The 22,560-nt window shown below is 66.9% G+C and carries 14 protein-coding genes; 11 read left to right on the forward strand and 3 right to left on the reverse strand.

Annotated elements, in window-relative coordinates:
- Positions 1 to 127: 127 nt before the first annotated feature.
- Positions 128 to 1,345, forward strand: a complete 1,218-nt coding sequence (gene tyrS / locus HMPREF2826_RS05315; protein ID WP_070639827.1) for a tyrosine--tRNA ligase — start codon at positions 128 to 130, stop codon at positions 1,343 to 1,345.
- 114 nt (positions 1,346 to 1,459) lie between these two features.
- On the opposite strand, the gene HMPREF2826_RS05320 is transcribed toward tyrS, so the two are convergent.
- The 3 genes from HMPREF2826_RS05320 to HMPREF2826_RS09425 are packed head-to-tail and all read right to left on the reverse strand — an operon-like array spanning position 1,460 to position 6,418.
- Positions 1,460 to 3,208, reverse strand: a complete 1,749-nt coding sequence (locus HMPREF2826_RS05320) for a DUF6020 family protein (RefSeq protein ID WP_070639830.1) — start codon at positions 3,206 to 3,208, stop codon at positions 1,460 to 1,462.
- Positions 3,205 to 4,296 (reverse strand): acyltransferase family protein, encoded by a 1,092-nt coding sequence (locus HMPREF2826_RS05325; protein ID WP_070639833.1) that lies wholly within the window; start codon positions 4,294 to 4,296, stop codon positions 3,205 to 3,207. Before HMPREF2826_RS05325 ends, HMPREF2826_RS05320 begins: the two co-directional genes overlap by 4 nt.
- A 13-nt stretch (positions 4,297 to 4,309) precedes the next feature.
- Positions 4,310 to 6,418, reverse strand: a complete 2,109-nt coding sequence (locus HMPREF2826_RS09425) for a hypothetical protein (protein WP_070639837.1) — start codon at positions 6,416 to 6,418, stop codon at positions 4,310 to 4,312.
- A 139-nt stretch (positions 6,419 to 6,557) separates the two neighbouring features.
- Between HMPREF2826_RS09425 and HMPREF2826_RS05335 the strand changes: the two genes are divergently transcribed.
- The 10 genes from HMPREF2826_RS05335 to HMPREF2826_RS05380 all read left to right on the forward strand — a co-directional run bounded on the left by HMPREF2826_RS05335 (position 6,558) and on the right by HMPREF2826_RS05380 (position 22,481).
- The gene (locus HMPREF2826_RS05335) at positions 6,558 to 7,712 is read left to right on the forward strand and encodes a glycosyltransferase (RefSeq protein ID WP_070639840.1); all 1,155 of its coding nucleotides are present in this window, start codon (positions 6,558 to 6,560) and stop codon (positions 7,710 to 7,712) included.
- Positions 7,709 to 8,767 carry a glycosyltransferase family 2 protein gene (locus tag HMPREF2826_RS05340; protein WP_070639844.1) on the forward strand — a complete coding sequence of 353 codons (1,059 nt, stop codon included), beginning with the start codon at positions 7,709 to 7,711 and terminating at the stop codon, positions 8,765 to 8,767. Before HMPREF2826_RS05335 ends, HMPREF2826_RS05340 begins: the two co-directional genes overlap by 4 nt.
- 103 nt (positions 8,768 to 8,870) lie before the next feature.
- Positions 8,871 to 11,414 (forward strand): U32 family peptidase, encoded by a 2,544-nt coding sequence (locus HMPREF2826_RS05345; RefSeq protein ID WP_070639847.1) that lies wholly within the window; start codon positions 8,871 to 8,873, stop codon positions 11,412 to 11,414.
- 241 nt (positions 11,415 to 11,655) lie between these two features.
- Positions 11,656 to 11,874 carry a NifU family protein gene (locus tag HMPREF2826_RS05350; protein WP_070641172.1) on the forward strand — a complete coding sequence of 73 codons (219 nt, stop codon included), beginning with the start codon at positions 11,656 to 11,658 and terminating at the stop codon, positions 11,872 to 11,874.
- Between the two features lie 148 nt (positions 11,875 to 12,022).
- Positions 12,023 to 12,853 carry a prolipoprotein diacylglyceryl transferase gene (gene lgt, locus HMPREF2826_RS05355; protein WP_070639850.1) on the forward strand — a complete coding sequence of 277 codons (831 nt, stop codon included), beginning with the start codon at positions 12,023 to 12,025 and terminating at the stop codon, positions 12,851 to 12,853.
- A gap of 244 nt (positions 12,854 to 13,097) precedes the next feature.
- Positions 13,098 to 18,158 (forward strand): DUF4430 domain-containing protein, encoded by a 5,061-nt coding sequence (locus HMPREF2826_RS05360; RefSeq protein WP_070639853.1) that lies wholly within the window; start codon positions 13,098 to 13,100, stop codon positions 18,156 to 18,158.
- On the forward strand, positions 18,151 to 19,197 hold the full coding sequence (locus HMPREF2826_RS05365) for a DUF4430 domain-containing protein (protein WP_070639856.1): 1,047 nt from the start codon (positions 18,151 to 18,153) through the stop codon (positions 19,195 to 19,197). The genes HMPREF2826_RS05360 and HMPREF2826_RS05365 overlap by 8 nt, the downstream gene beginning before the upstream one ends.
- 11 nt (positions 19,198 to 19,208) lie before the next feature.
- Entirely contained in the window at positions 19,209 to 20,192 is a 984-nt protein-coding gene (locus HMPREF2826_RS05370) for an energy-coupling factor transporter transmembrane component T family protein (protein WP_070639859.1), read from the forward strand.
- Positions 20,182 to 21,702, forward strand: coding sequence for an ABC transporter ATP-binding protein (locus HMPREF2826_RS05375; RefSeq protein ID WP_070639862.1), 1,521 nt, complete (start codon positions 20,182 to 20,184; stop codon positions 21,700 to 21,702). The genes HMPREF2826_RS05370 and HMPREF2826_RS05375 overlap by 11 nt, the downstream gene beginning before the upstream one ends.
- The gene (locus HMPREF2826_RS05380; protein WP_083307285.1) at positions 21,678 to 22,481 is read left to right on the forward strand and encodes an ECF transporter S component; all 804 of its coding nucleotides are present in this window, start codon (positions 21,678 to 21,680) and stop codon (positions 22,479 to 22,481) included. Before HMPREF2826_RS05375 ends, HMPREF2826_RS05380 begins: the two co-directional genes overlap by 25 nt.
- Positions 22,482 to 22,560: the final 79 nt, after the last annotated feature.

A 22,560-nucleotide genomic window follows, 5' to 3' on the forward strand; every position in this document is an offset into this window, starting at 1 on the left:
CGGGGAATCGCCCCTGGGGCTCGATGCCGTGGGGGGCGCACCCGTCTCGTTGAGGTATCCTAGGAAAGCACGATTTGCCGCATCGTCCGCCCGCAGGGGCGGGACCGCATCCCTGGAGGTATACGCGTTGTTGTCAGTTGACGAGCAGCTCAAGGTCATCACGTCGGGCACCATGCAGATCGTCCCTGTGGACGAGCTGAAAAGAAAGCTCGAGGAGGGGCGGCCCCTCAACATCAAGCTCGGCGTGGACCCCACCTCGCCCGACCTGCACCTGGGCCATGCCGTCCCCCTGCGCAAGATGAGGCAGTTCCAGGACCTGGGACACAAGGTCACGCTCATCATCGGCAACGGCACCGCGCTCATCGGCGACCCCTCGGGTCGCGACAGCACCCGACCCCCCCTCACGGAGGAGCAGGTGGAAGCTAACGCTCGGACTTATGTCGAGCAGGCCATGAAAGTGCTCGACCCCGATCGCACCACCATCGTCCACAACGGCGAGTGGCTCAAGCCCCTCGACCTCTCACAGATGCTGGGCCTCATGAGCCAGTTCAACGTGGCGCGCATCCTCGAGCGCGAGGACTTCCACAAGCGCTACGAGGAGGGTCGCTCCATCGCCCTGCACGAGTTCATCTACCCGGTGCTGCAGGCCTACGACTCCGTGGTGATCGACGCCGACGTCGAGATGGGCGGCAACGACCAGATCTTCAACCTCCTCGCCGGCCGCGACCTCATGCGCTCGCGGGGCATGGAGCCCCAGGTGGCGCTCACGATGCCGCTTCTGGTGGGCACCGACGGCGTCAAGAAGATGTCCAAGAGCTATGGCAACTACGTGGGCCTCACGGACGCGCCCCAGGACATGTTCGGCAAGCTCATGAGCATCGCCGACGAGCTGGTGCCCATGTACTACCGCCTGTGCTCCACCGTCTCGCTCGACGAGATGGACGCCATCGACGCCGCGTTCGCGGACGGCAGCGCCGACCCGTACCGGCTCAAGCGGACCCTCGCCGCCAATATCGTGGACCTGTACCACGGGGCGGGGGAGGGCCAACGCGCTCTTGCGGCCTTTGACGCCACGTTTAAGAAGGGCGAGGTGCCTGATGACGTCCCCGAGTTTTCGGCGACGGTCGCCGCCGTCAACGACCAGGGGCAGGTGTACCTGGGCAAGCTCCTCGTGGACGTCGGTATCGCCGCGTCGGCGGGCGAGGCGCGCAGGCTCGTGGACGGCGGCGGCGTCAAGATCGACGGCGCCCCCGTCCCTGCCAAGGGCTATAACGTGAGCCCCGCGCTCCTGGGGCCGGGAACGGTGCTCCAGGCCGGCAAGCGCCGCTGGGCGCGGCTGGTGTAGCCTCGCTCCCTGCAAGTACTTCCAAACGGGCAACCATACCCATCCTACAAAGACGAACTGCCGGTCCCGTGCGAGCGGCCGCAGGGGCCTTGTGCACCGGGCGAGACCTTGCCCTTAGGTCCCTGACTTAGCCTCTCCTGCCTTTGGTGCAGCATGTCCTATCCACGGTGAGGCAAGTAGCAGGGGGGCGCTAAATACAAATGGGACCATGTAGCGAGGCAAGGCAATTGGCCCTGCAATAAGGGTTAGCCAGGCTATTATTGTCGGAATCATGGTGAGCATGCCCCTGAGGTTCTTCTGACGAAGGCATCCGAGAAATACCAGCACAGGTATCCACCATGTGAAGAGGCATTTTACAAAGAGCGGGAACGTTGCGCTCATGAAATTTCTCAACAGGACATCGAAGGAGTCCGACATTTTGCTGACCAGGGGATTTCTATATGCCCCCGACATCATGTCGGCTATTCCCTCCTTGGTGCCAAGGCCTCCCGAGAATTCGAGCAACGTTTGTTCAAGTCCCGCGTCCCCCATTTCAGATGACTTGAGATTGTTTCGATAGAAGATGAGGCTCTCATCGTCCTCGGTCACCGTGTCAGGGAAATAGATCGGCAGGGTGTTAGCAAGTGCAGGCAAAGCGAACGTGCCCGGGTGGCGAAACATCTCAGTTCCGTACCATGCAAAGAATGCCGCACGCTCTTTGGGGGTGCTCTGCTTCCAGTAGCGCTTGGTGAAGTCTGCTCGTCCGGGCTGATACGAGCTTGCCAGCAGCTCAGGGGAGGTGTAGACGCCCCTGAGGGCATCCCATCCGGCGGGGGTCATCTCGTCACCATGTGTTTGCAGGTAATATGCAACCTGCTGGGAGGGCAGCGACATGATTTCACCCTCTCCTCCCTTGATGACGCCCATCATGGGAAGCAGAAGAGATTCCCAGACGAGGAGGAACATGGCAACTGGAGCAAAAACCCAGGTCAAACAAAGAACCTTTTTCATCCCCCGGCAGGCAAGAACGAGCGGAATTGCAGAAAGCACAACAAGGTATACGCCCGTCTTTTTTGTCAGCATGAGCATGAGAATGACAATAGCGAAAAAAACTGAGAAAAGCCTGTTCTTCAAACAGACGCCTCTGGTTCGCACGATCTCATAGAAGCAGATGAGGAAGGGAATCCAAAATACGGCGAAGACGGAGTCCTTCATCATGGTCATTGAAAAAAGCGGAATGGCGGGGTACAGGCAATAGAACAGTTTGGAGATGGCGGGCAGGTGGCGTCCGGCTGGGATGACGAAGCGTAGGTAAGAAAGTGCAAGAGACAGAACGAGCGCGGTTAAACACATCTGGAGCAGTGCGTAGATGCCAAGCGACCACGCATGGCTTCCAAGGACGTCCCCTAGATTCCAGAAGGTCGAAAAGAACATCGTGTCAAACCAAGGATGATGGTTGGACTGCTGCGCCAAACCCCTGGTCTGCATAAGTTGCCAGAGCGTGTCGGGGTCAAGGTTTCCAGGAAATCGAATCAGCAGGAGCGGAAGCCAGCAGGCAAACATCGTAGCTGTGTCCCTGAAAATGAAGTGGCGGCATATTTCCAAGAAGGAACGCCCTTTTGCATGAGTCGGTTGCGCGTTATGGGGATGAGCGATCGAGAAGAAGGCTGTTGCCAGCAGGAAGGCCAGAACACTAAGGAGCGCATACTGAAGCAGTTGTGGAACATGCGTCTTGAAGTATCCGGAAACCGTGGCCGTACCATACATAACGTCAAGCGTGAGCTGCCCCGCGCACATTGATACAAAGAAAAGCATCGCGGCTGCCACCGCAGCCCAATCGGGTTTTAGGTTGATGCCTCTGCCATATGCGATGGGTGTTTTCACCGGTGCAGCCTTCCTTTCTCTTGGCTTGCGTCTGGAATGCCGGAGTAGAAGACAGAGGAGATCGGACGTGGGAGCAATCGGATGGCGAACGCAATGGCAATGGTGGAGATGAGCTGAATCAAGAACGCGGCAGGCCACACGATTTGAGAGAACCGATAGAGGTGGTCAAGGATGAGCTGCCAGGGAAGAGCGTCAAGCTCGATGATATGTGCGCAGAGCAAGGGAAGTGTGATGCTGCCGGCATTCGCAAGGACCTGGCCAAGCCGAGGCGCCCTCTGAACGAGGGCCTGGGACCCCTTGATAAGACAAAGGCTTCCCGCCGTTCCACCTATGACATCAATCGCGCCGGCAGGGTAGCTATTAGCGGCCATGTTCATCTGTCCAAAAAATACGGCGCAATAGAGCCAGGTCATGAAAGCGCAGAACCAGAGCAGCGGAGATACTTTGCCCCTTTCGAACACGTCATGAGTGCGGGAGAGCTGCCCGATGCAGAGAAAGAGTGTCGCGCATAAGCCCGGCTGAATCGAGAAGGGGAGCCAGACATGGTTGGTCGTGGAGATGCCGACTATGAATAGGATAAGTGACACGATGGCAGGATGACCCATTTGGTTTGCTGCGGCAAGAAGGAGCCTTCCCCAAAACAATGCCCAGAGAAACCATATGGCGCCGATGAGCCCAACGGAGGGAGGCATTCCGTCCATGATTGCCCCCGAGCCCCATACCCCCGACACCAGCCAATGGATGGCGGAATCCATGGGTGGGCCCACCCTCGTTATCGCCCCTACCACTGCGGCGGCAAGGGCGATGAAGAGGCAGGTCAGTCCATAGGGGATGATCAACGCCTTGATGTTCCTCATGACGAACGAACGGTCAAGGCGCGCCGAGGGTTTACAGAAATATCCGCTTACGATAAAGAAGAGCGGCATATGAAATGAGAAGCAGAATTGGATGATGCTCGTCGGAATTCCTGTAAAGCTGCAGTGTCCCATGATAACGGCTACAAAGGCCCCGCATTTGGCAATGTCAAACTCGGGCATCCGAGCGGTTGCTTGTGGGGAGGCGGCATTCCTCAGCTTGACATGCGTCACGACTAGTCTCCTTCTAGCAATATAGCCACGTTCTGAGTGTGGTGAAAAGACTGGGACAGTATAGAGACATGGGGGCATAGTGCCCCTCGGCGAAAAGTGCGAGCACGTTGAGAGCACATCCGGCAGAGGCGAGCAGAATGAGATATGTGGGACAGCCGCAGCTCTTCTCCCTCGCTCCATCCCAGGAAACTGTCCAGGTTGCGAGAATGAGCAGCCACATAAAGTCATTGAAGTATCGCGTGGTCACGCTCGCGACCTGGAAGTCGACAAAAAGAATAACTGCCGCGAGGATGACAAGCGTGGGAACGAGCCTGACCGAGAGTCCAGACTTGCCCCTCAGGTGACTGCGTAGGCCAAAGAGCGTGAAGATAAGCGGGCAGAACCAGGCTGCTCCTCCAAGGTATGGTTCAAAGAACCAGTATCCTTGATAGTCAACGGCCATGTTTGCCGCAAGTATGTAGGGAAACCTGGCGCAAAGGGAGATTGGCTGGAACAGGTATTGGAATGTGGCCGGAATGCAGCGAGCGAGGTCAATGCTGCGGTGGGTCATATCGCTCCCGGTCAGGTTGTACGTTGCGCCAAAATCAATGGGCGAAGCAAACCGGGTAAAATTGTATGCCATGGCGACTGTGGCAACAAGCAGACAGGGGAGGATGACCGCAAGCGTGTTCCCCAGACCTCTGCGAGAGAAAAAGGCGCGCCTTTTTATTATGGCATCCCAGAAAAGCGGGAGGGCAAGCGCTACTGCCAAAAAGTACTGAGGCCTGCAGAGGAGACAACATGCGATGAGGAACGAGCCGCCGGCAAGGGCCCAGATGCGGTAGCCTCGTGCGCCTGAGCCAGCCTCCTCTCTCAGCCAGATGCCGAGTCCGGCGAATAGCGTGCTGAGTCCCATGAGTATTGGCAAGGAATAAAGCTGGGGGAGGTAGATGAGATAGAGAAATCCTGATGATGTCACCATGGACAGGGAGGCGAGCAAAAATGTCCCTATGCTCATCCGAACCCTAAGGGCTCTTCCAAGGGACAGGAGCAGGTGGTTCATGGCCAGTATGTACACCGCTCCCATAAATACGACGGCACGGGCAGTGCTCAGGTCATACCCCGTGATTGCCTTATAGGGCAGGAAAAGCGTCAGGGCGGGCAAAACCCCAAAATAGGAGTAGTACTTTCCTTTGTAGTATGCATAGTCCAGGTAGTACGTCTCGCCCGCCCTAGAAAGGGTCTCCTCCCGGAGCTTGGAGTCATAGGGGTTGTCCAGGGATTTGAGCGAGCTTGCCACAGGCAGGTCCAAGGAGACCCTCCCCGCGCTGAGCGCGTCGGCCAGGTGATTGTACTGGTTGAAGTCATAGACCGTTGCGCCCGATGTCGTTTGTGCTCCAATCTCCCCGTTTGAGACGATGCTTCCCACGAATACCGTTACAACGATCTCGGCGGCACAGACGAAGATGACAACCAATCGCTTTGAAAGCTTGCCGTCAAACATGTCGGTGGAGTAGAGGCGGGACGAGGGGCGCAGGAGCTGGAACAGGAACATGCAGATTGCAAGCGCGAGAATGCGTGCGGGAGAGAGGAGGAAGGGGCGGACGCTGTTGATTCGCGTCTGACCAATCGTGAGTTCCGTCCCTTTGGGGCACTTAACGGTAAGCCTGAGCCTTTGGGATTTACCAGATAGATGTATGCGGGTCCAGTGGCTCTGTGTATTGTTGCGAGCGTATGTTGTCTTGGGAAGCGTGATGAGGTCCGCGCTCGACTCATCGTTTGCCTCCAGCCTTGTCATGAGGTACGGCCCGGAAGAATCTCTCCAAGACGTGGGAGCCCATCCCGGGACGTCAAGATCAAGCTCAACGTTGTCAATGTGGCGCCCAAGGTCGGCGTACTCGACGAAGGCTCTGTCTGGGTCGGTGACCGTATAGCTGCCGTCGTCATGTGCCAAAAGCCCTTCTCCAATTGAGGCGATGCTCGGCGTTGCGCTCTCGCCAAACGTGAGCGACTCCCAGAATCGGAAGTTCATCAGGAAGACCTCGATGAACACGAGTACGACCAGTGAAGCTATGAGGCGCTTGATCCATGGTTGCGCCTGGGCGGAAGCGTGTCGGGGGGTCAGTGGATGGTTGATGTACACAAAGCACCTCCGTGAGTTTTGATGGCTTCATTCTAGCGGGATGCACCCGGGGGACGGGTGAGGGTCATTCTGCTACCATCGGATGACGCCATCTCTCTTGAAGGCGGAGGAGGCGAAGGCGAATTCTCTGGAGGCGCTCATGAGCAATCCGACTGATACCTTGGTAAGCGTGCTGGTTCCCATCTATAACGTCGAGACGTACCTTGAGGAGTGCCTCAGCTCGCTCAGGGCGCAGACCTATCGCGCCATCGAGGTCATCTGCATCAACGACGGCTCCACGGACGGCTCGCGCGACATCATCCAGTCGTTCATTGACCAGGACGACCGCTTTCGCGTGATCGACAAGGCAAACAGCGGATACGGCGACTCGATGAACCAAGGCATGGACGCCGCCACGGGAACGTACATCTCCATTCTCGAGTCAGACGACTTCTTGGAGCCCCAGGCCATAGAGTACATGGTCAAGCACGCCGAGAGGGACCGTCTTGACATGTTCAAGTGCGCCTTCTGGTTCTACTGGTCCGAGCCTAAGCCCGAGTACTCCTCGAGGCACGACATCTACTGCGAACTGGCCACGCCTGACATGATCAGCCTGGGCGTCCACGTTGCCCGCAAGGTGCCCGGTGCGTTCTGGAAGAAGCCCTCCATCTGGTCCGCCCTGTACCGCACGGACTTCCTGCGCAAGAACGACATTCGCTTCCTTGCGACCCCGGGCGCCTCGTACCAGGACTCCAGCTTCACGTTCAAGGTCCTGGCCTGCGCAGAGCGCGTCAGGTACTCCGGCCGGGCCTTCCTGCACTATCGCCAGGACAACGAGCACTCGTCGGTCAACTCCAAGGGCAAGGTGTACTGCACCTGCGACGAGCACGCGGAGATGAGCCGCTTCCTCAGGGAGGACAGGCCCGACCTGCGCGAGGAGCTTGACCCCATCCGCGCCCACGTCAAGTTCCTCAACTACTCCTGGAACTACGACCGCCTTGCCGACGAGTTCAAGGACGAGTTCCTCGACAGGTTCTCGCGGGAGATGCGCGAGGAGGTCGACGCAGGCGCCATCGCGCCCGGCGTCCTCGACGGCTCGTACCTCAAGGACCCCGAGCTTGCCTGCTTCCAGTACTTCATGCCCTGGCAGGTGAGCGACCTCAGGGAGATCCTCGACAACAAGGCCCTCTTTGCCGCCAGGCGCAGGTCCAGGACGAGCGAGAGCAAGTGGGAGACCGTCAGGAACTTCTGGGCGGCGGGCGGCCCGGGGGCCGTCGCCACCCTCGTCAGGCTCAAGGCGATGGGAAGGCTATGACGGGAGGCTTGCTCTCGGTCGTCGTGCCGGTCTACAACGTCTCCTCGTATCTGGACACCTGCCTTGGCTCCCTTGCCGCACAGACCTACGGCAACATCGAGATCCTCTGCGTCAACGACGGCTCCACTGACGACTCCCTTGACAAGCTCAGGGAATGGGAGCGCAGGGACGCTCGCGTGAGGGTCGTCAGCAAGCCAAACGGGGGCCTTTCGTCCGCGCGCAACGCCGGCATCAGGCATGCGCGGGGCAGGTTCGTGTGCTTTCTGGACTCCGACGACACGTTCGTGCCCGCCGCCTGCGAGCAGATCGTCTCCACCCTTAGCTCCACCAATGCTGACGTGCTCACCTTTGGCGCCACCTACACGCCTCCGGAGGCGGGGAGCCCCTGGCTGGACTTTGTCCTGAGCCCGAGGGACGTCACCTACGACGGCTTCTCGATGGACGTGCTCATGAAGGAGGCGTCACGACCGTTCTCCTGGCGGATGGCCTTTGCGAGGGACTTCCTCATTGACAACGACCTGCTCTTTGACGAGGACGTCCGTTTTGGCGAGGACCAGGTGTTCTGCTTTGCGGTGTACCCGCGGTCGCGTCGCACCGTCTTCCTCTCGCAGAAGCTCTACGAGTATCAGGCCTGGCGGGCGGGGTCCCTGATGGACCGCATGAACCAGGACCTGGGCGCAAAGATGAGCGAGCACGTCAACATCGCCCGGCACATCCTGGCCGACTGGCGGGGCATGGGCCTGCTTGAGGCCCATGCGCCCGAGATGATCTCGTGGGCCCTGGACTTCACGATGGTCGAGCTGTTCAAGGTTCCGCAGCGCGAGTTCCTGGCGGTGACCAACGAGCTGTCCGACGTCCTGCGGGAGTTCTTTGACGAGGGCGTGGCGCAGCGCCTTGCGAACGACGCGGACAGGCGCCTGGCAACGTCGCTCCTCGCGGGTCGCAGTCGCTTCGTGCTGCCAAGGAAGCTGTCGGCCCGTACGCTCTACTACTTCCGCTATGCCAAGGACGACGTGCGCAGGTGGCTGACGACGGGCTGGTACCTGCGGGCCTAAGGCGCCTGGCGCTCGCCGCGCCGCCGCGTCCCGGCCGTCCCCACCTTCCGCCGCCGGCGCCCCGGCGCGCCCTCGACACCCACCGACCCTGGAGCATTCCCTCGTGACCCATCCAGACCCCTGCAGCGTCCCCGAGCTTCTGGCCCCCGCCGGGAGCCCCGAGGCCTTCAACGCCGCGCTCGCCGCCGGCGCGGACGCCATCTACTGCGCCCTGGGCAGCGACTTCAACGCCCGACGCGGGGCGCGCAACTTCACCTACCAGACCTTCGAGGCCGCGTGCCGCGCCGCCCACCTGGCGGGGGCGCGGGTGTACGTGACCGTCAACGTGGTCATCCGCACCCAGGAGCTGCCCCGCGCCCTCGCGCTCGTGCGCACGGCCTGGCTTCTGGGGGCGGACGCCTTCATCGTCCAGGACTGGGGCCTCATGGCTGAGCTGCGCGAGCGCTATCCCCAGCTGGAGCTACACGTGTCGACCCAGGCCAACGTGCACGACGCCCGCGGCGTCGCGTGGTGTCGCGCCCTGGGCGTATCGCGCGTCACGCTCTCGCGCGAGCTCTCGGTGGCCGAGATCGCCCGCATCGCCCGGGAGGGCGTGGAGCTTGAGGGCTTTGGGCACGGGGCGCTCTGCTTCTGCTACTCGGGCACGTGCCTCATGAGCTCGCTCGCGGGCGACCGCTCGGCCAACCGGGGGCTCTGCGCCCAGCCGTGCCGGCTGCCGTATGACCTGGTGGACGCACGGGGTCAGGTGGTCTCCGCGCCCGGCAGGAGGCTGCCGCTCTGCCCCAAGGACTACTGCACGATGAACGACCTGGGGCGTCTCGCCCGGGCCGGCCTGAGCTCCCTCAAGATAGAGGGACGCATGAAGTCCCCCGACTACGTGCATGCGGTCGCGTCCGCCTATCGCCTTCAGCTGGACGACCTCGCCGCGGGAAGGGAGCCTGACGAGGCGGCGCGCTCGGCGCGTCTCACCCGCCTGCGCAGGGCGTTCAACCGCGACTTTACGAACTCCTACCTGGACGGTCGCTCGGATGACGACATGATGAGCTACGAGAGGTCCAACAACCGGGGCGAGCTCGTGGGCAGCGTGACGGCATCGAGCGACCTGGGGTCGGGGAGGGTCCGGCGCGGCGGCGCCAACGGCGGTCGCGCGCGCTTGCGCTCCAAGACCTACGCGACCATAGACGTGCTCCTTGACGCCCCGGTGGGCAAGGGAGACCTCCTCGAGGCGCGGCCCCTCGCCGACCCCAGCCAATTTCTCACAACGCTGGCTCCCGCAGACGCGGCCGCGGGCGAGACCCTGCGCTGTGCGACGGCGCGCCCGATGCCGGCGGGCTCCCCCGTGCGCGTCATCCGCTCGCAGGCCGCGCTAGACGACGCTGCCCAGGTCGCGGGAGGGGAGCGACCGCCGCGACGGCAGGTCGCGGTGAGGGTCGTCGCACGCCGCGGCGAGCCCTTCTCGGTGGAGCTCGCCTGCGTGGACGGGTCGGCGTCGGCATGCGCCGAGGGCTTTGTGGTGGAGGGCGCGCGCACCAGGGCCGTGACGCGGGAGGACCTCGTCGAGCACGTGGGCCGCATGGGGCAGAGCCCCTTCGCGCCCGCCTCCTTTGACGTGAAGCTTGACGAGGGCTGCGGCATGGGCTTCTCGGCGGTCCACGCGGTGAGGGCCGAGGCCTGCAGGCTCCTTGAGGAGCGGCTGCTCGCGCCCTCTGGCAGGGCGGTGCGCGAGCGCGGCCTGGCGCGCGTCCCCGACCTTGCCGACATTCATGCCCAACTCACGTTCAGGCGAGAGAGGGGAGGGGCGCCCGCGCGCGACGCCCGCCGCGGCGTCCCGGCCGCGGAGGTCTGCGCCCTCGTCCCCACGCCCGCCGTTGCCGTCTCGGCGCTCGAGGCGGGAGCGACGCGCCTCTACGCCACCGCCGACGCGCTGGCCGACGCCGAGTGCGCGGGGAGGGTCTGGCCCGGAAGGACGGCGCCCATCCCCTGGCTCGACGAGGTGTGTCGCGAGGGCGACCATGCCCGCCTGGACCCGCTCGTGCGCGCGGGGGAGCCCTGCGCCGTGGGTAACGTGAGCGAGCTCGCGCTTGCTGCGGAGTGCGGCGCCAAGGCGGAGGTGCGTCCCTGCATCCCCGTCCACAACGAGAGCTGCCTCGTGGCGCTCGAACAGGCGGGGGCCCGGGGCTTCTGGCTCTCGGGCGAGCTCACGCTCCAAGAGGCCTGCGACCTCGGACGCATGGCGGCCGTGCCCTGCGGCGTCATCGTCAGCGGCAGGCCCCGGGCCATGACGAGCGAGCACTGCGTGCTCCAGACGGCCGGCCGCTGCATCCACGACTGCGCCCGCTGCTCCCTGAGGGGCCAGCGCCTCTCGCTGCGTGACGGGAAGGGCCAGCTCCTTCCCGTCCGCACCGACCTTGAGGGTCGCAGCCGCATCTACGCCGCCCGCCCGCTGGACGCCACCCCGGAGGTGGGGGCGTACCTCGCCGCCGGCGTCACGCGGCTCATGGCCGACTGCACGCTGCTCTCTGCCGAGGAGGCCGCCTCCGCCGTCGCGCGCGTCGTTCGTGCCGTTTGCGCCGTGGGAAAAGGCGAGCGTCCCGCACCCCGTCTGAAAGGCACGAGCGACGGTCATCTCTTCCGGCCCATCGCATGAACGCCGGCGCGCGGCGATTCGCCGGGGCGGCGTCCCGCCTGACAGGGCCGCCCGCTCTTGGGGTACACTCCGTAAAAATGCACGTCAATAGGTAGGATTTACGCTGCCTCGATCCGGGGCGCGTCATCGCAGGAGAGGAAGCGTCGTGACAGACAACGCCAAGAACGAGACGGAAGGACAGGCCCCCCAGGCCCAGGAGGCCCCCCAGACGCAGGAGCCCCCCAAGGTCAACCGAGAGCTCCTGGACGCGACCCTTGAGGTCATCCGCCAGAGCCTGCAGGCCGACGGCGGCGACGTGGTGCTCGTCAACTGCGACGACGACGGCGTCGTGACGCTCGAGATGCAGGGGGCCTGCGCGGGCTGCCCCATGTCGAGCTATGACATGAGCGAGGGCATCGAGCGCATCCTCAGGGAGCACGTGCCGGGCGTGACGCGCGTCCAGCCGGCCATGCCCTGGTAGCAGACGCCATCAGTGCCTGATCGGTCGTTCCCGCGCCGTCGCGACACCGGCCCCCGCGGGCCCGCCGCCGGCGACGACGACCCGTCCGTCGCGTTCATTCGCGGGACCCGCGCGGCTGGCCCCGTCCGAGGCAAGGAGTGTTTCGCCCATGTGGCTCGATGAGCTCTATCACGCCCTGAACCCCGTCGCCCTGCAGCTGGGGCCCCTGGCCATCCGCTGGTACGGCCTTGCCTACCTTGCGGGCTTCGCGCTCGCGGGCCTCATGGTCGCGCGCAACTCCCGTCGTTGGGGCGTGGGTCTCACGGCAGACGACGTCACGTCCGTGGTCCTTGCCGTGGCGCTGGGCGTCATCGTCGGCGCCCGTCTTGGCTACGTGCTCTTTTACGGCGACGGCTACTATCTTCAGCAGCCCCTCAAGGTCTTTGCGCTCAGCGAGGGGGGCATGAGCTTTCACGGCGGTCTCGTGGGGGCGGTGGTGGGGGGCCTCGCCATCTGTCGTTCCCTGCGCGTCTCGTTTGCGACCATGTGCGACCTCGTGGCGTGCGGCGCCCCTCTGGGGCTGTTCTTCGGGCGGTGCGCAAACTTCATCAACGGCGAGCTCTGGGGCAAGGAGACGAGCCTGCCCTGGGGCGTCATGTTCTCTGACACGGGTGGCGGCCTGGTGTATCGGCACCCTTCCCAGCTGTACGAGGCCCTGCTGGAGGGCGTCGTCCTGTTCGTGCTGCTCTACCTGCTCGCCCGTCGCCGCCCCACCTTGCCTCAGGGCACGTTTCTTGGCACGTTTCTGGTCCTGTACGGCTGCTTCCGCTTTCTCGTCGAGTTCGTGCGCCTGCCCGACAAGCAGCTGGGCTACCTGTTTGGCACCGGCTGGCTCACCATGGGGCAGTGCCTCTCGCTGCCGCTCGTGCTTGCGGGCGCCGTCGTCGCCCTGGTCGCGCTCCGCCGAGGACGTCCTCAGCGGGGTCATCTGGACGACTGACGGGCCCGCCCTGCCGGGCGGCGGCTCGTGACGTGGGGCCCCTGACCCTGATACACTGCAAGATACAAGTTGAGGGCACGTTGCCGTTGCTGCTACGCCTGCTGAAAGGATTCCGGTTTGACACCGGGCCAGCGTGGGACCGTGTTCGCACCATCGCGTCAGGGGCATCGCCCCGGCGTGAGCCTGCCCTCCCGACGTAGTTGCCGACGCCGCTTGACGTGGCGGGGAGATGGGGGGCGGGTACATGGTTGACGGACGAGGTCGTGAGGTCAGGCTGGCGGCGAGCGTCGCGCGGGGGTGCCTGTGCCTGATGCTGAGCGTGGCCTTGGCCTTCTCGGGCGTGCCCGCCGTCGCGTGGGCGCAGGCCGTCCCTGCCGAGCAGGTGAGCCCTGAGGCCCCGGCCACCGCGAAGGCCCCGACGACGTCGTCCCTGCCGACCGTGCGCGATGGTGGCGCCGCAGCCTTTGACGAGGGCTCGCCGGCCGGCAAGCCCGATGGGCCCCGCGCTCCTGTGCCCGCTGCGTCCGCGGGCGTCGCGGGCGTGCCGGCGCCGCCCGCGACGCGAGGGAGCGTCGACGAGGCGGCGGCCAGGGCGGCGCGCGACCACGTTCGGTCAACCTACCTCGACGGCAGCACCAAGATCATCTCCAACGGGGGCGACGCCGTCGTCAAGGGAGAGGGCGGCCTGAGCTACCAGGTGGGATACAAGAGCCCCTCGGAATCCGTCATCAACACGCTCAACTTCCGCCCGCTCGTGCGGGACGGCTCGTACACCATGGCCCTGACCGTGCGGGACAACCCCTATGTGAGCGCCAGCACCGCCGACCCCACCAAGGGGAGGTTCACGATCCATGACCGTCCCCAGGGCGCGCCGTCCACGGTCGAGCTGACCCTCTCGGTGTACGAGAAGGGCGCCGACGTCAGCACGGCGAGCCCGCTCGCCACCTTCACCTTCTCGCTGGAGCTCGCCTGCGCCCCGGCGGTCTTTGCCGTGGACCTGACGCCCCATGACGCCAAGACCGGCGCCGCCGTCGCCGGTGCCACGGTCACGGTGCGAGAGGGCGCCTCCGGGGGTCCCGTCGTGAGCCCGTCCGCAGACGGCAGCTACCCTTTGGACTCGACCAAGACCTATCACGTCACCGTCAGCGCCGACGGATACGAGCCCTATGTCGACGCGCGCTTTACGCCCATGTCCTCGGGCGCCTTTGGCCCGGCGCTCGCGCCCCTCAAGATGGCCCGGGTGCGCTTTCGCGCCGTGGACGCGGCCGGCAACGAGATGGGCGGCGCCTCCGTCCAGGTGAGGAGGGGCAGCTCCTGGGGGACGCCCCTCTCGCCCCAGGCTGACGGCAGCTACGAGGCGGCCGTGGGCACCACGCTCGTGGCGAGCGTCACGGCGCCCCACTATGCGACGGCCCGCCTCACCCATGTGGTGACGGGCGCCGAGACGGCCCCGCTCGACGTCGTGGCCACCCTCAGCGAGAACGTCGTCACCTTCGTGGGACTTGGCGCGGGCGGCCTTTTGGACGAGGGCGCGCGCTTCGTGGTCACCCATGAGGAGGAGGACTGGGAGGGCATGACCGAGACGGTCACGGACGCCCCCACCGCCGACGGCAGCTACGTCCTGAGCGTCGCGAACGCCCCCTACACGGTCACGGCGAGGGGGTCTGACGGCACCGTGGTCACCCAGCCCTTCACGCCCTCGACGTCCGAGCTCTACGTCACCCGGCGCATCAAGGTCTTCGCAGACCCCAACCAGATGTTCGTGGACCAGGCCGCCAAGGCCCTGAACGGCCTCACGGCGCTGCGACCGCAGTTTGGTCATGACACCAACGTCAATGACCTCGTTCTGTCCAGCCTGGGAAGCCTGGTCCCCGCCGGCCTCAGGGTGGAGGTCGCCTCCACCGATGACGCGGCCCATGTGGCGCAGGACGGCTCCCTTCGCTACGTGACGGACGAGCTTGACGGCAGCTGGGGTCACTTCAGAAACGTCTCCTGCACCTTCAGGCTCTCGCTGGGCCAGGCCGAGGCCGTCTCGGCGCCCCATACGGTCACGGTCTGCTGGGACCAGGACTTCTTCCGCTCTCGGATGCAGGCCGAGGCGGACGGGCTCGCCGACGACGCCATCAAGGGGTCAAACACCTCCCTTGGCGAGGTTACGGGCGACCTTGCGCTCCCGCAGCTCGGTGGCGCGGGCGTCCGGGGCTCCTATGCGGCGATCTCATGGGAGAGCTCAGATCCGAGCGTCGTTAGCCCCCAGGCCGCCGCCGGCACCCTGCCCACGGCTCCCCTGAGCGCCACGGTGACCCGCCAGGCGACGGACCGCGTCGTCACGTTGACGGCGACGTTCGCACCCAACGCGAGCGTGCTCAACGACTACGTCGAGTCCGCGGCCGCGTTTGGCACCGTCAGCAAGACCTTCACGGTCACGGTGAAGGCGGACCCCCTCAAGATCCAGCAGGCACGACAGGAGCTCGCCGACAAGCTCGACGCGGCCTTCACGTACGCCAACGTCACCGTCTCCACCACGGGCGCGGCCGTGAGTGCGGACGGCACGGGCGTCACGGAGCGGCTGAGGCTCCCGAGGCCCCGCGTCCTTGGGGTGGACGGGCGGGACTTCTCCGTCACGTACGCGAGCTCGGACGACGCCCTAGGCATCGTGGGCTACGCCGCAACGCCCACCCGCCCGCTTCCCGGCTCTGCCGCCCGGGCCGTTGACGTGACCTGCACCATCGCCAGCAAGGCCAACCCCGAGGTCACGGCGAGCAAGACCCTGACCTTCGTCGTCGACCCGCTCGCCGCCGCCGACGTCGACGACGCCCTCGAGCTCATGGAGCAGGCCAAGGCGGGCTACGCCGCCGCGCTTCTGTCCGGCCAGCCCGCAGGGGACGTGACGCGCGACCTTGCCACCTTCCAGAAGGCCTATCGCGCGGCGGACGGCACGCTCGCCTGGGCGCGGACCTACACGGAGGCGGGCGCGCACGAGGGGATCGTGCTTGAGGACCTGCCGGGATACGACCCCATGGGCGCCGCCGACCAGGCCCGCACCTTTGTCTCGAACAACACGGACGTCATCGTCAACGAGACCCTCCACCTGGCGTGGAACGAGGGCTCGTCCTACAAGTGGCGTCCGCAGCCCCGCTACAACACGGCCGTCACCGTGCGCTCCGTCCTGTCCGACGAACGCTTCGTCGCCGTCGCGCAGGCCTACGGCGACGACCCCGTCTGGGGGCCCAAGCTGCGCCGCCTCGTCAGCCAGGATGTCGCCGCAACGCTCGTCGTCAAGGGCACGAGCGGCAAGGACGACCCGACGGGCTCCGGGACGACTCTCGGGCCAAACGATTCCGCCCAGGACGTCACGGCGAGCGTTCGCGTCGTGGGGCCGGACGCCCGGGGGCGCGCCGTCGACTGGCTGCCCGAGACCACGAGGCGCTTCAAGGCGGGGACGACGGCACTTTCCGCCTCGCGCGAGGTCCTTGCATCTGCCGGCTACGACACGGACCCGAGCCTCCTCACCATCATCGCGCGCGACGGCAAGACGCTCCCCGACGGAAGCTCCCGTCGCGGGGACGCGACGGACCAGAGGACGGGGGCGCGGTCGTTCTGGCGCCTCTACGTCAACGGCACGTTCTCCGCGTACCTTCCCGGCAATTACACGCTCAGGGACGGCGACCGGATCTGTTGGAGCTACGGCGATGCCGCCGCACCGCCCCCGACGCCGAGCGACCCCGCGCCGTGGGGGCAGGACACGAAGCCCCTGGACAGCAGCGTCGATTGGGCGGGACGCCTGGGCAACGACAGAAGCGGCAGATCGGACGCCCCCGTCCACGAGGGTGCGTTTGACAAGGGCACGTCGCTGGCCATGTGGCTGAGTGACGGCGAGCTGAGCGATCCCATCCTCGTGGGGGGCAAGGTCATCGTGGCGTCCGGGGACCGCCTGTTCGTCCTCAACCCCAAGGACGGCAGCGTCTTTCAGATCGTGAGCCTGGCGGGGGGCATCGACTCCACGTCGCGCCTCCAGTACGCCGACGAGCAGGGCGGCCTCGTCCTGGTGCCGCTCTCCCTCGGCAGGCTCCAGGCCTTCGCCGTCGGGGCCAAGGGGCTCGTCTCCGCCTGGGTCACGCCGGGGCGGCCCGCTATCGGCGGCAGGCCCCAGCAGTCGCTCTCGACCGTGCTCGTCCAGGGCGGCGCCGCCTACCTGGGCACCACGGACGGCTTTGGCACGGGGGGATTCCTCTACAAGCTGCGCCTTGCGGACGGCGCGCAGCTCTTCGAGCGCCAGGACGCCGCCGGCTACTACTGGGCCGGCGGGAGCGTGCGCGGCGACGTCCTGCTCATCGCCAACGACGCGGGCTGCCTGCAGGCGATCGACGCCCAGACGGGCGGCCTGCTCGCGACGGTCAGGCTGGGGGAGGGCTGTCGCGCCGACGTGGCGCTCTCGCCGGAAGGGACCCGTGCCTACGTGGTCACGACGGACGGCGTGGTCCACGTCGTCGAGGTGGGCATGGGCGCGGGCGGGGTGCCGACGCTGCGCGAGCTGCGCTCTGCCAAGGTGGCCGACCATGCCACGGGAGCCCCCATCCTCGCGGCCGGGCGACTCGTCGTCGGTGGTGGCGTGCAGTCCGCGGGCAGCCCCTCCTCGCCGTGGACGGGATCTTTGAGCGTCCTTGACGCCGAGACCCTCTCCGTCGTGGGAACGGTGGGCGCGCTCGAGACGGGCGAGCTCATTGCCGGCGACGTCAAGGGCGCCCCGCTCCTCGTGCATCGTGGGGGTGCCGTCTATGACGCCTACTTCACGAGCAACGCCCTGCCGGGCGGCCTCTACGTGGCTCGCCTTGACCTTTCCGCCCCTAACGTGACGGCGCCCGCCCGCCGCGTGTTCGACCCGAGCGTGTGGGGCTCGGGCCTTTCGTCCTACTGCATGGGCTCGCCCATCGTGGGAAGGGACGGGACCCTGTACTTTGCCAACAGCGCGGGCGCGCTCTTCGCGCTGGGCCTTGGGGTGCGGCCGGGCCTCTGCGACCTGCGGGCCTACCGCGGGCCGTCGTCGCCCGCGCCTGCGGGCGCCGCACCGCGCGATGACGGGTCGGGCGGGCGTGCCGCCGCGTCGCCGTCCGCGGTTTGGCTCCCGCCCGCCGCGCCGCGCCCGCCGCTGCTTGCGGGCCTTAGGAGCGAGACTCTCGTGTCCGACGTCCCTGAGCGTGCGGGCCTGTCGCTTCCCCTCGTGCTCGGCATCGGCTGCGTCACGGGCTTGTGCCTGGCCCTGCTGACACTTCGAGGAAAAAGGGAGATGACGCCCCATGACTGATCGCGCGCCTCGCCGGATCTGGGACCGCCGCTGGGGCACCGTCTTTCAGGTTTTGGTCGTGGCCGCGGCGACCATGGTCCTCGCCGCGGGCGTGTGGCTCCTCGCGGGCAGCGTCCTCGACCTTGGCGGCTCGCATGCGTCGCTCACCGGGACTGCCGTCACGGGGCGCGCCGCGAACGGCGATGCCGCCAAGCGCCTCGGCGGCCCCGTGACCCTTTCGGCGTCCGACGTCACGGACGCCCTCGCGACCCTGAGCCTTGACGGCCAGGACGTGCCGGTCTCGTTGGACGGCGTGAGCGTCTACCTGGACAGCAACGGCATCTGGGTGGAGCAGCGCGGCTCCGTCCCCGCGTCGGGCATGGCGGACGTCACGGCGCGGCGCTGCTTTGCGCTCGCGGCGTGGGCGAGCGGCACGGGAGTGAACGTGCCCCAGGTCACCTGGATCGTTGAGGACGAGAGCGGGGTCGTCCACATGACCATGAGCGCCTCGACGACGCTCATGACGAAGGCGCGCGAGACGGAAGGCCTGCTGAAGGCCGCCCTGGGCTATCGCATCAGCGGGGACGCCTATGCTGCGCTCTCTGACCCCGGCTTTGACCGCGCCCTCGGCGTCGCCCCGAAGCTTCCCACGGGCGAGGACATTCCCATTGAGGCCACGTCGCGGGCAGCGGGCGCGCAAGATGACGCGTCGCTCCTGTCGTCGCACGGGGGCACGGATACGAACGTTCCCTCGCCGGGGCGTGGCGGCGCGGCGGCGACGATCGAGGTGACGGTGGACGTGCCCGGCTCGTCCGGCGTCGTGAGCGTGCCCGCAGGCGCGTCAGCCTACGACGCCCTGCTCGCCACGGGAGCCGATGTGACGTCCGGGCCCAGCCGCTTTGGCTCGGGTACCTGGGTCTACGGCATCAACGGTATCGGCAGCGCCCACGACGGCGCCGGGCGAGGCTGGACCTACACGGTCAACGGCAGCAGCCCCAGCCTCATGAGTGACGAGTATGCCGTGTCAGCTGGCGACGTGATTCGCTGGCGGTACGTGTAGGGGGCGTCGTCGTGCGCCGCGACAGCCTCGCCGGCGGCATGCCGCCCTTCGAGACGAGCCATCGCCTCGTCCCCGCCGCCTACCTCGCCTGCGTCGTGACGATGACCTTCCTCGTGCTCGAGCCCGTCGTCCTGACGTGCTCGTGCGCCGGCGCCCTGCTGCTCTCGCTGGCGCTGCGGGGACGTGATGCCACCGCGGCGCAGCTCGCGTGGCTCGTCCCCCTGGCGCTGCTGCTCATTCTGGTCAACCCGCTGGTCGCCCCGCGCGGGGCCACCCAGCTGCTGCGGCTGGGAGTCGTCTCGCTGCGGCTCGAGGGGCTGTGCTATGGCGCCTGCATGGGACTCATGCTCCTTGCCGTCGTCCTGTGGCTCTCCTGTGCCGAGGGGCTCCTGGGCGCCGGCGTGCCGCTGGACCTCCTGGGCGCCCGCGCACCGCATCTGGCGGTGATGCTCTCCCTGGCGGCGCAGCTGCTCCCGCAGTCGCTGCGGCGTCTGGACGAGACGGACCGGACGCTTGCGTCCTGCACGGCCGCCCGGGCGCTCGGCGAAGCCGGGGTCGCAGGGGCGTTCCCGCAGGGGCTGCGTGTGTGTCCGCGCAGGTGGCGCCCCCGGCTCGCGCGCGGCTCGCGTGCGCTCACCTCGCTGCTGGCCTGGTCGCTCGAGGATGCACTCGAGCGCGCCCAGGCCATGCGCGCCCGTGCCTGGGGGGCGTGCCCCGCCAGGACGCGCTATGACGAGCGCGGCCTACGACGCCGTGACGTGCTCGCGCTCGCCGCCCTGCTGACCCTGTCGCTCGTCGCCGTGTGGGGGGCCGTCCGCGCGGGCCGCTCCTGGCAGTTCTACCCGACCCTGGGCGCCCTCTCGCCGTGGTGGCGCTACGCCCCCGTCGCCGTCCTGTCGCTGCTGCCCGGGTCGCTTTGTCTCGTGCGGCGGCACGACGAGAAGGACGGCGCGGCGACGATGGGCGACGGGACGGGGGAGGACGATGATGAATGACGTCCGGGCGCCCGCACTCGACGTGGCGGGTCTGAGCTTTGCGTATCGCGCCCTTCCCGGAGGGGAGGCCCCCGGCGCCGCGCCGCGCCTCGTTCTGGACGGCGTTCGCCTTCGGCTTGACGCTGGCTCCTTCGCCGTGATCCAGGGACCCACGGGCTCCGGCAAGAGCACGCTGCTGCGGACGCTCAAGCCCGAGCTCACGCCTGCGGGCGAGCTGGCGGGCGAGGTGCTCGTCTGCGGCCACGGGCTAACCGAGCTGTCGCGCGACCGGCGCCTCTCGGCGAGCCTGGTGGGGATGGTGCTCCAGAATCCAGACGCGCAGCTCGTCTGCGACACGGTCCGGCGAGAGCTGGCCTTTGGCCTGGAGAACCTCTGCGTAAAGGCCGGTGAGATGCGCCGTCGGGTGGCCGAGGCCTGCTACCTTCTGGGCATCGAGCCGTGGTTCCACGCGCGCTGCGCGGAGCTCTCGGGAGGCCAGCGCCAGATCGTCGCCTTGGCCGCCGCGCTGGTCATGCGCCCTCGCGTGCTGCTGCTGGACGAGCCCACCGCCCTGCTCGACCCCGTGGCCGAGCAGGAGTTCCTGGGGCTCTTGGCGCGGGTCAACCGGACGCTGGGCGTCACGGTCGTCGTGGCGACCCACGCCGCGCGCGCGTTCGCGCCCTACGCCACGCAGCAGTTTGCGCTGGAGGGAGGCCGCCTGCACCCACGGGGTCGTCCGGACGAGGAGCCCAAGACGACGGGCGAGGGCCTGGGGACGGCCCCGCGCGCCATGGGGAGCCTGGGGATGAGCCCGCGCGCCGTGCCCAGCCCCACCGTCCATCACGAGGCTCCCGCCGGCCCCGCGAGGCCCGTCCTGGAGCTTGAGGACGTCTGGCTGCGGCGCGCTCGCGGCGCGTGGGTGCTCAGGGGGCTGGACCTTGCGGTGCGCCCTGGCGAGCTCAGAGTCATCGTCGGGGGCAACGGATCGGGCAAGTCCACGCTGCTGGCGCTCGTCGCCGGAACGTTGCGCCCGCAGCGCGGTCGGGTCCGCAACGCCCTGCGCGACGCCCAGGCGCTGCTGCCCCAGAGCCCCAAGGCGCTCCTGTCAAAGGGCAGCGTGGGCGAGGAGCTGATGGCGTGGTCGGGCGCCTGCGGCTACGGAGAGGGCGACGTGCGCGCGCTCTTGGGGCGCGCCGGCCTGGGAGACCTGCCCGCGCGGCGGCACCCCTTTGACCTCTCGGGCGGCCAGCAGGAGCTTTTGGCCCTCTGCAAGCTGCTGCTGGCGCGACCGCGGCTGCTGCTGCTCGACGAGCCCACCAGGGGTCTGGACGCCAAGACGCGCGAGCGGGTGCTGGGCCTGCTCGCCGACGTGCGCGCCGAGGGGGCCACCGTGGTCATGGCGACGCATGACATGGAGACGGCCGGCACCATCGCCGACGGCGTGACGCTGCTCTTTGACGGCCAGGCGGCCGTCAGCGAGTCCGTGGACGCGTTCAGGGAGAGGTCATGGTTGTGGGGGATGGAGCGATGAGCGCGCCCGCGCGACGCGCGCACGCCACGGAGCTGCTGGCGCTGGCGCTGGTGCCGTCGGCGATGGGGGCCTGCGCCCTGTGGGAGATCGACGGCGCGGCGGGCTTCACGCTTCTGGTCGTGCTCGTGGCGCTTGCGCTCATGTTCGGGACCTTCGAGGCGTCACGGCCCGGGCTCAGGCAGCTCATGGTGACGGTGGTCCTGGCGTCCGTCGCCGCCGCGGGACGGGTGGCGTTCTCGGCGCTGCCCTACGTCAAGCCGGTGTCGGCCGTGGCCATCGTGGCGGGCGCGCTTCTGGGCAGGCGAAGCGGCTTCATGGTGGGGGCCCTCGCCGCCCTCCTGTCCAACGTCGTCTTTGGCCAAGGCGCCTGGACGCCTTGGCAGATGTATGCGTGGGGGCTGGTGGGGTACCTGGCGGGCGAGCTCTTTGCCGCCCCCGCGTACGCTGAGGATTGCAGGGGCCGGCCCGGCGGGCCCAGCCGTCTTGAGGCGCCCGGTGCGGGCATGACGCCGGCGGGAGGGTCCGCGCCCGGTGCGGCGCCCCTCGCCCTGGTCGTCTATGGGCTGCTGTCCGGCCCCCTGTACGGCCTGATCCTGAACGGCTGGTTCGTCCTTGGCTTCGTGCGGCCGCTCACCTGGCAGTCGGTTCTGCTCGCCTATGGGCAGGGCATCCCCTTCGACCTCGTCCATGGCGTCTCCACCGCCCTGTTCCTGACGCTCCTCTGGCTGCCGTGGCAGCGGTCCCTGCGGCGCGTCCTGGCCAAGTTCGACCTTGGCTGACGGCGCGACGCGCCAGGCGCCACGGCGGCGTCGTCCCAAGGAGCTGATAGGGTCGGCGTTTTGAGGGGTACGAACCATA

Origin of the sequence: Olsenella sp. HMSC062G07 (genome assembly GCF_001811895.1) — a bacterium.
GTDB classification, from domain to species: domain Bacteria; phylum Actinomycetota; class Coriobacteriia; order Coriobacteriales; family Atopobiaceae; genus Olsenella_F; species Olsenella_F massiliensis.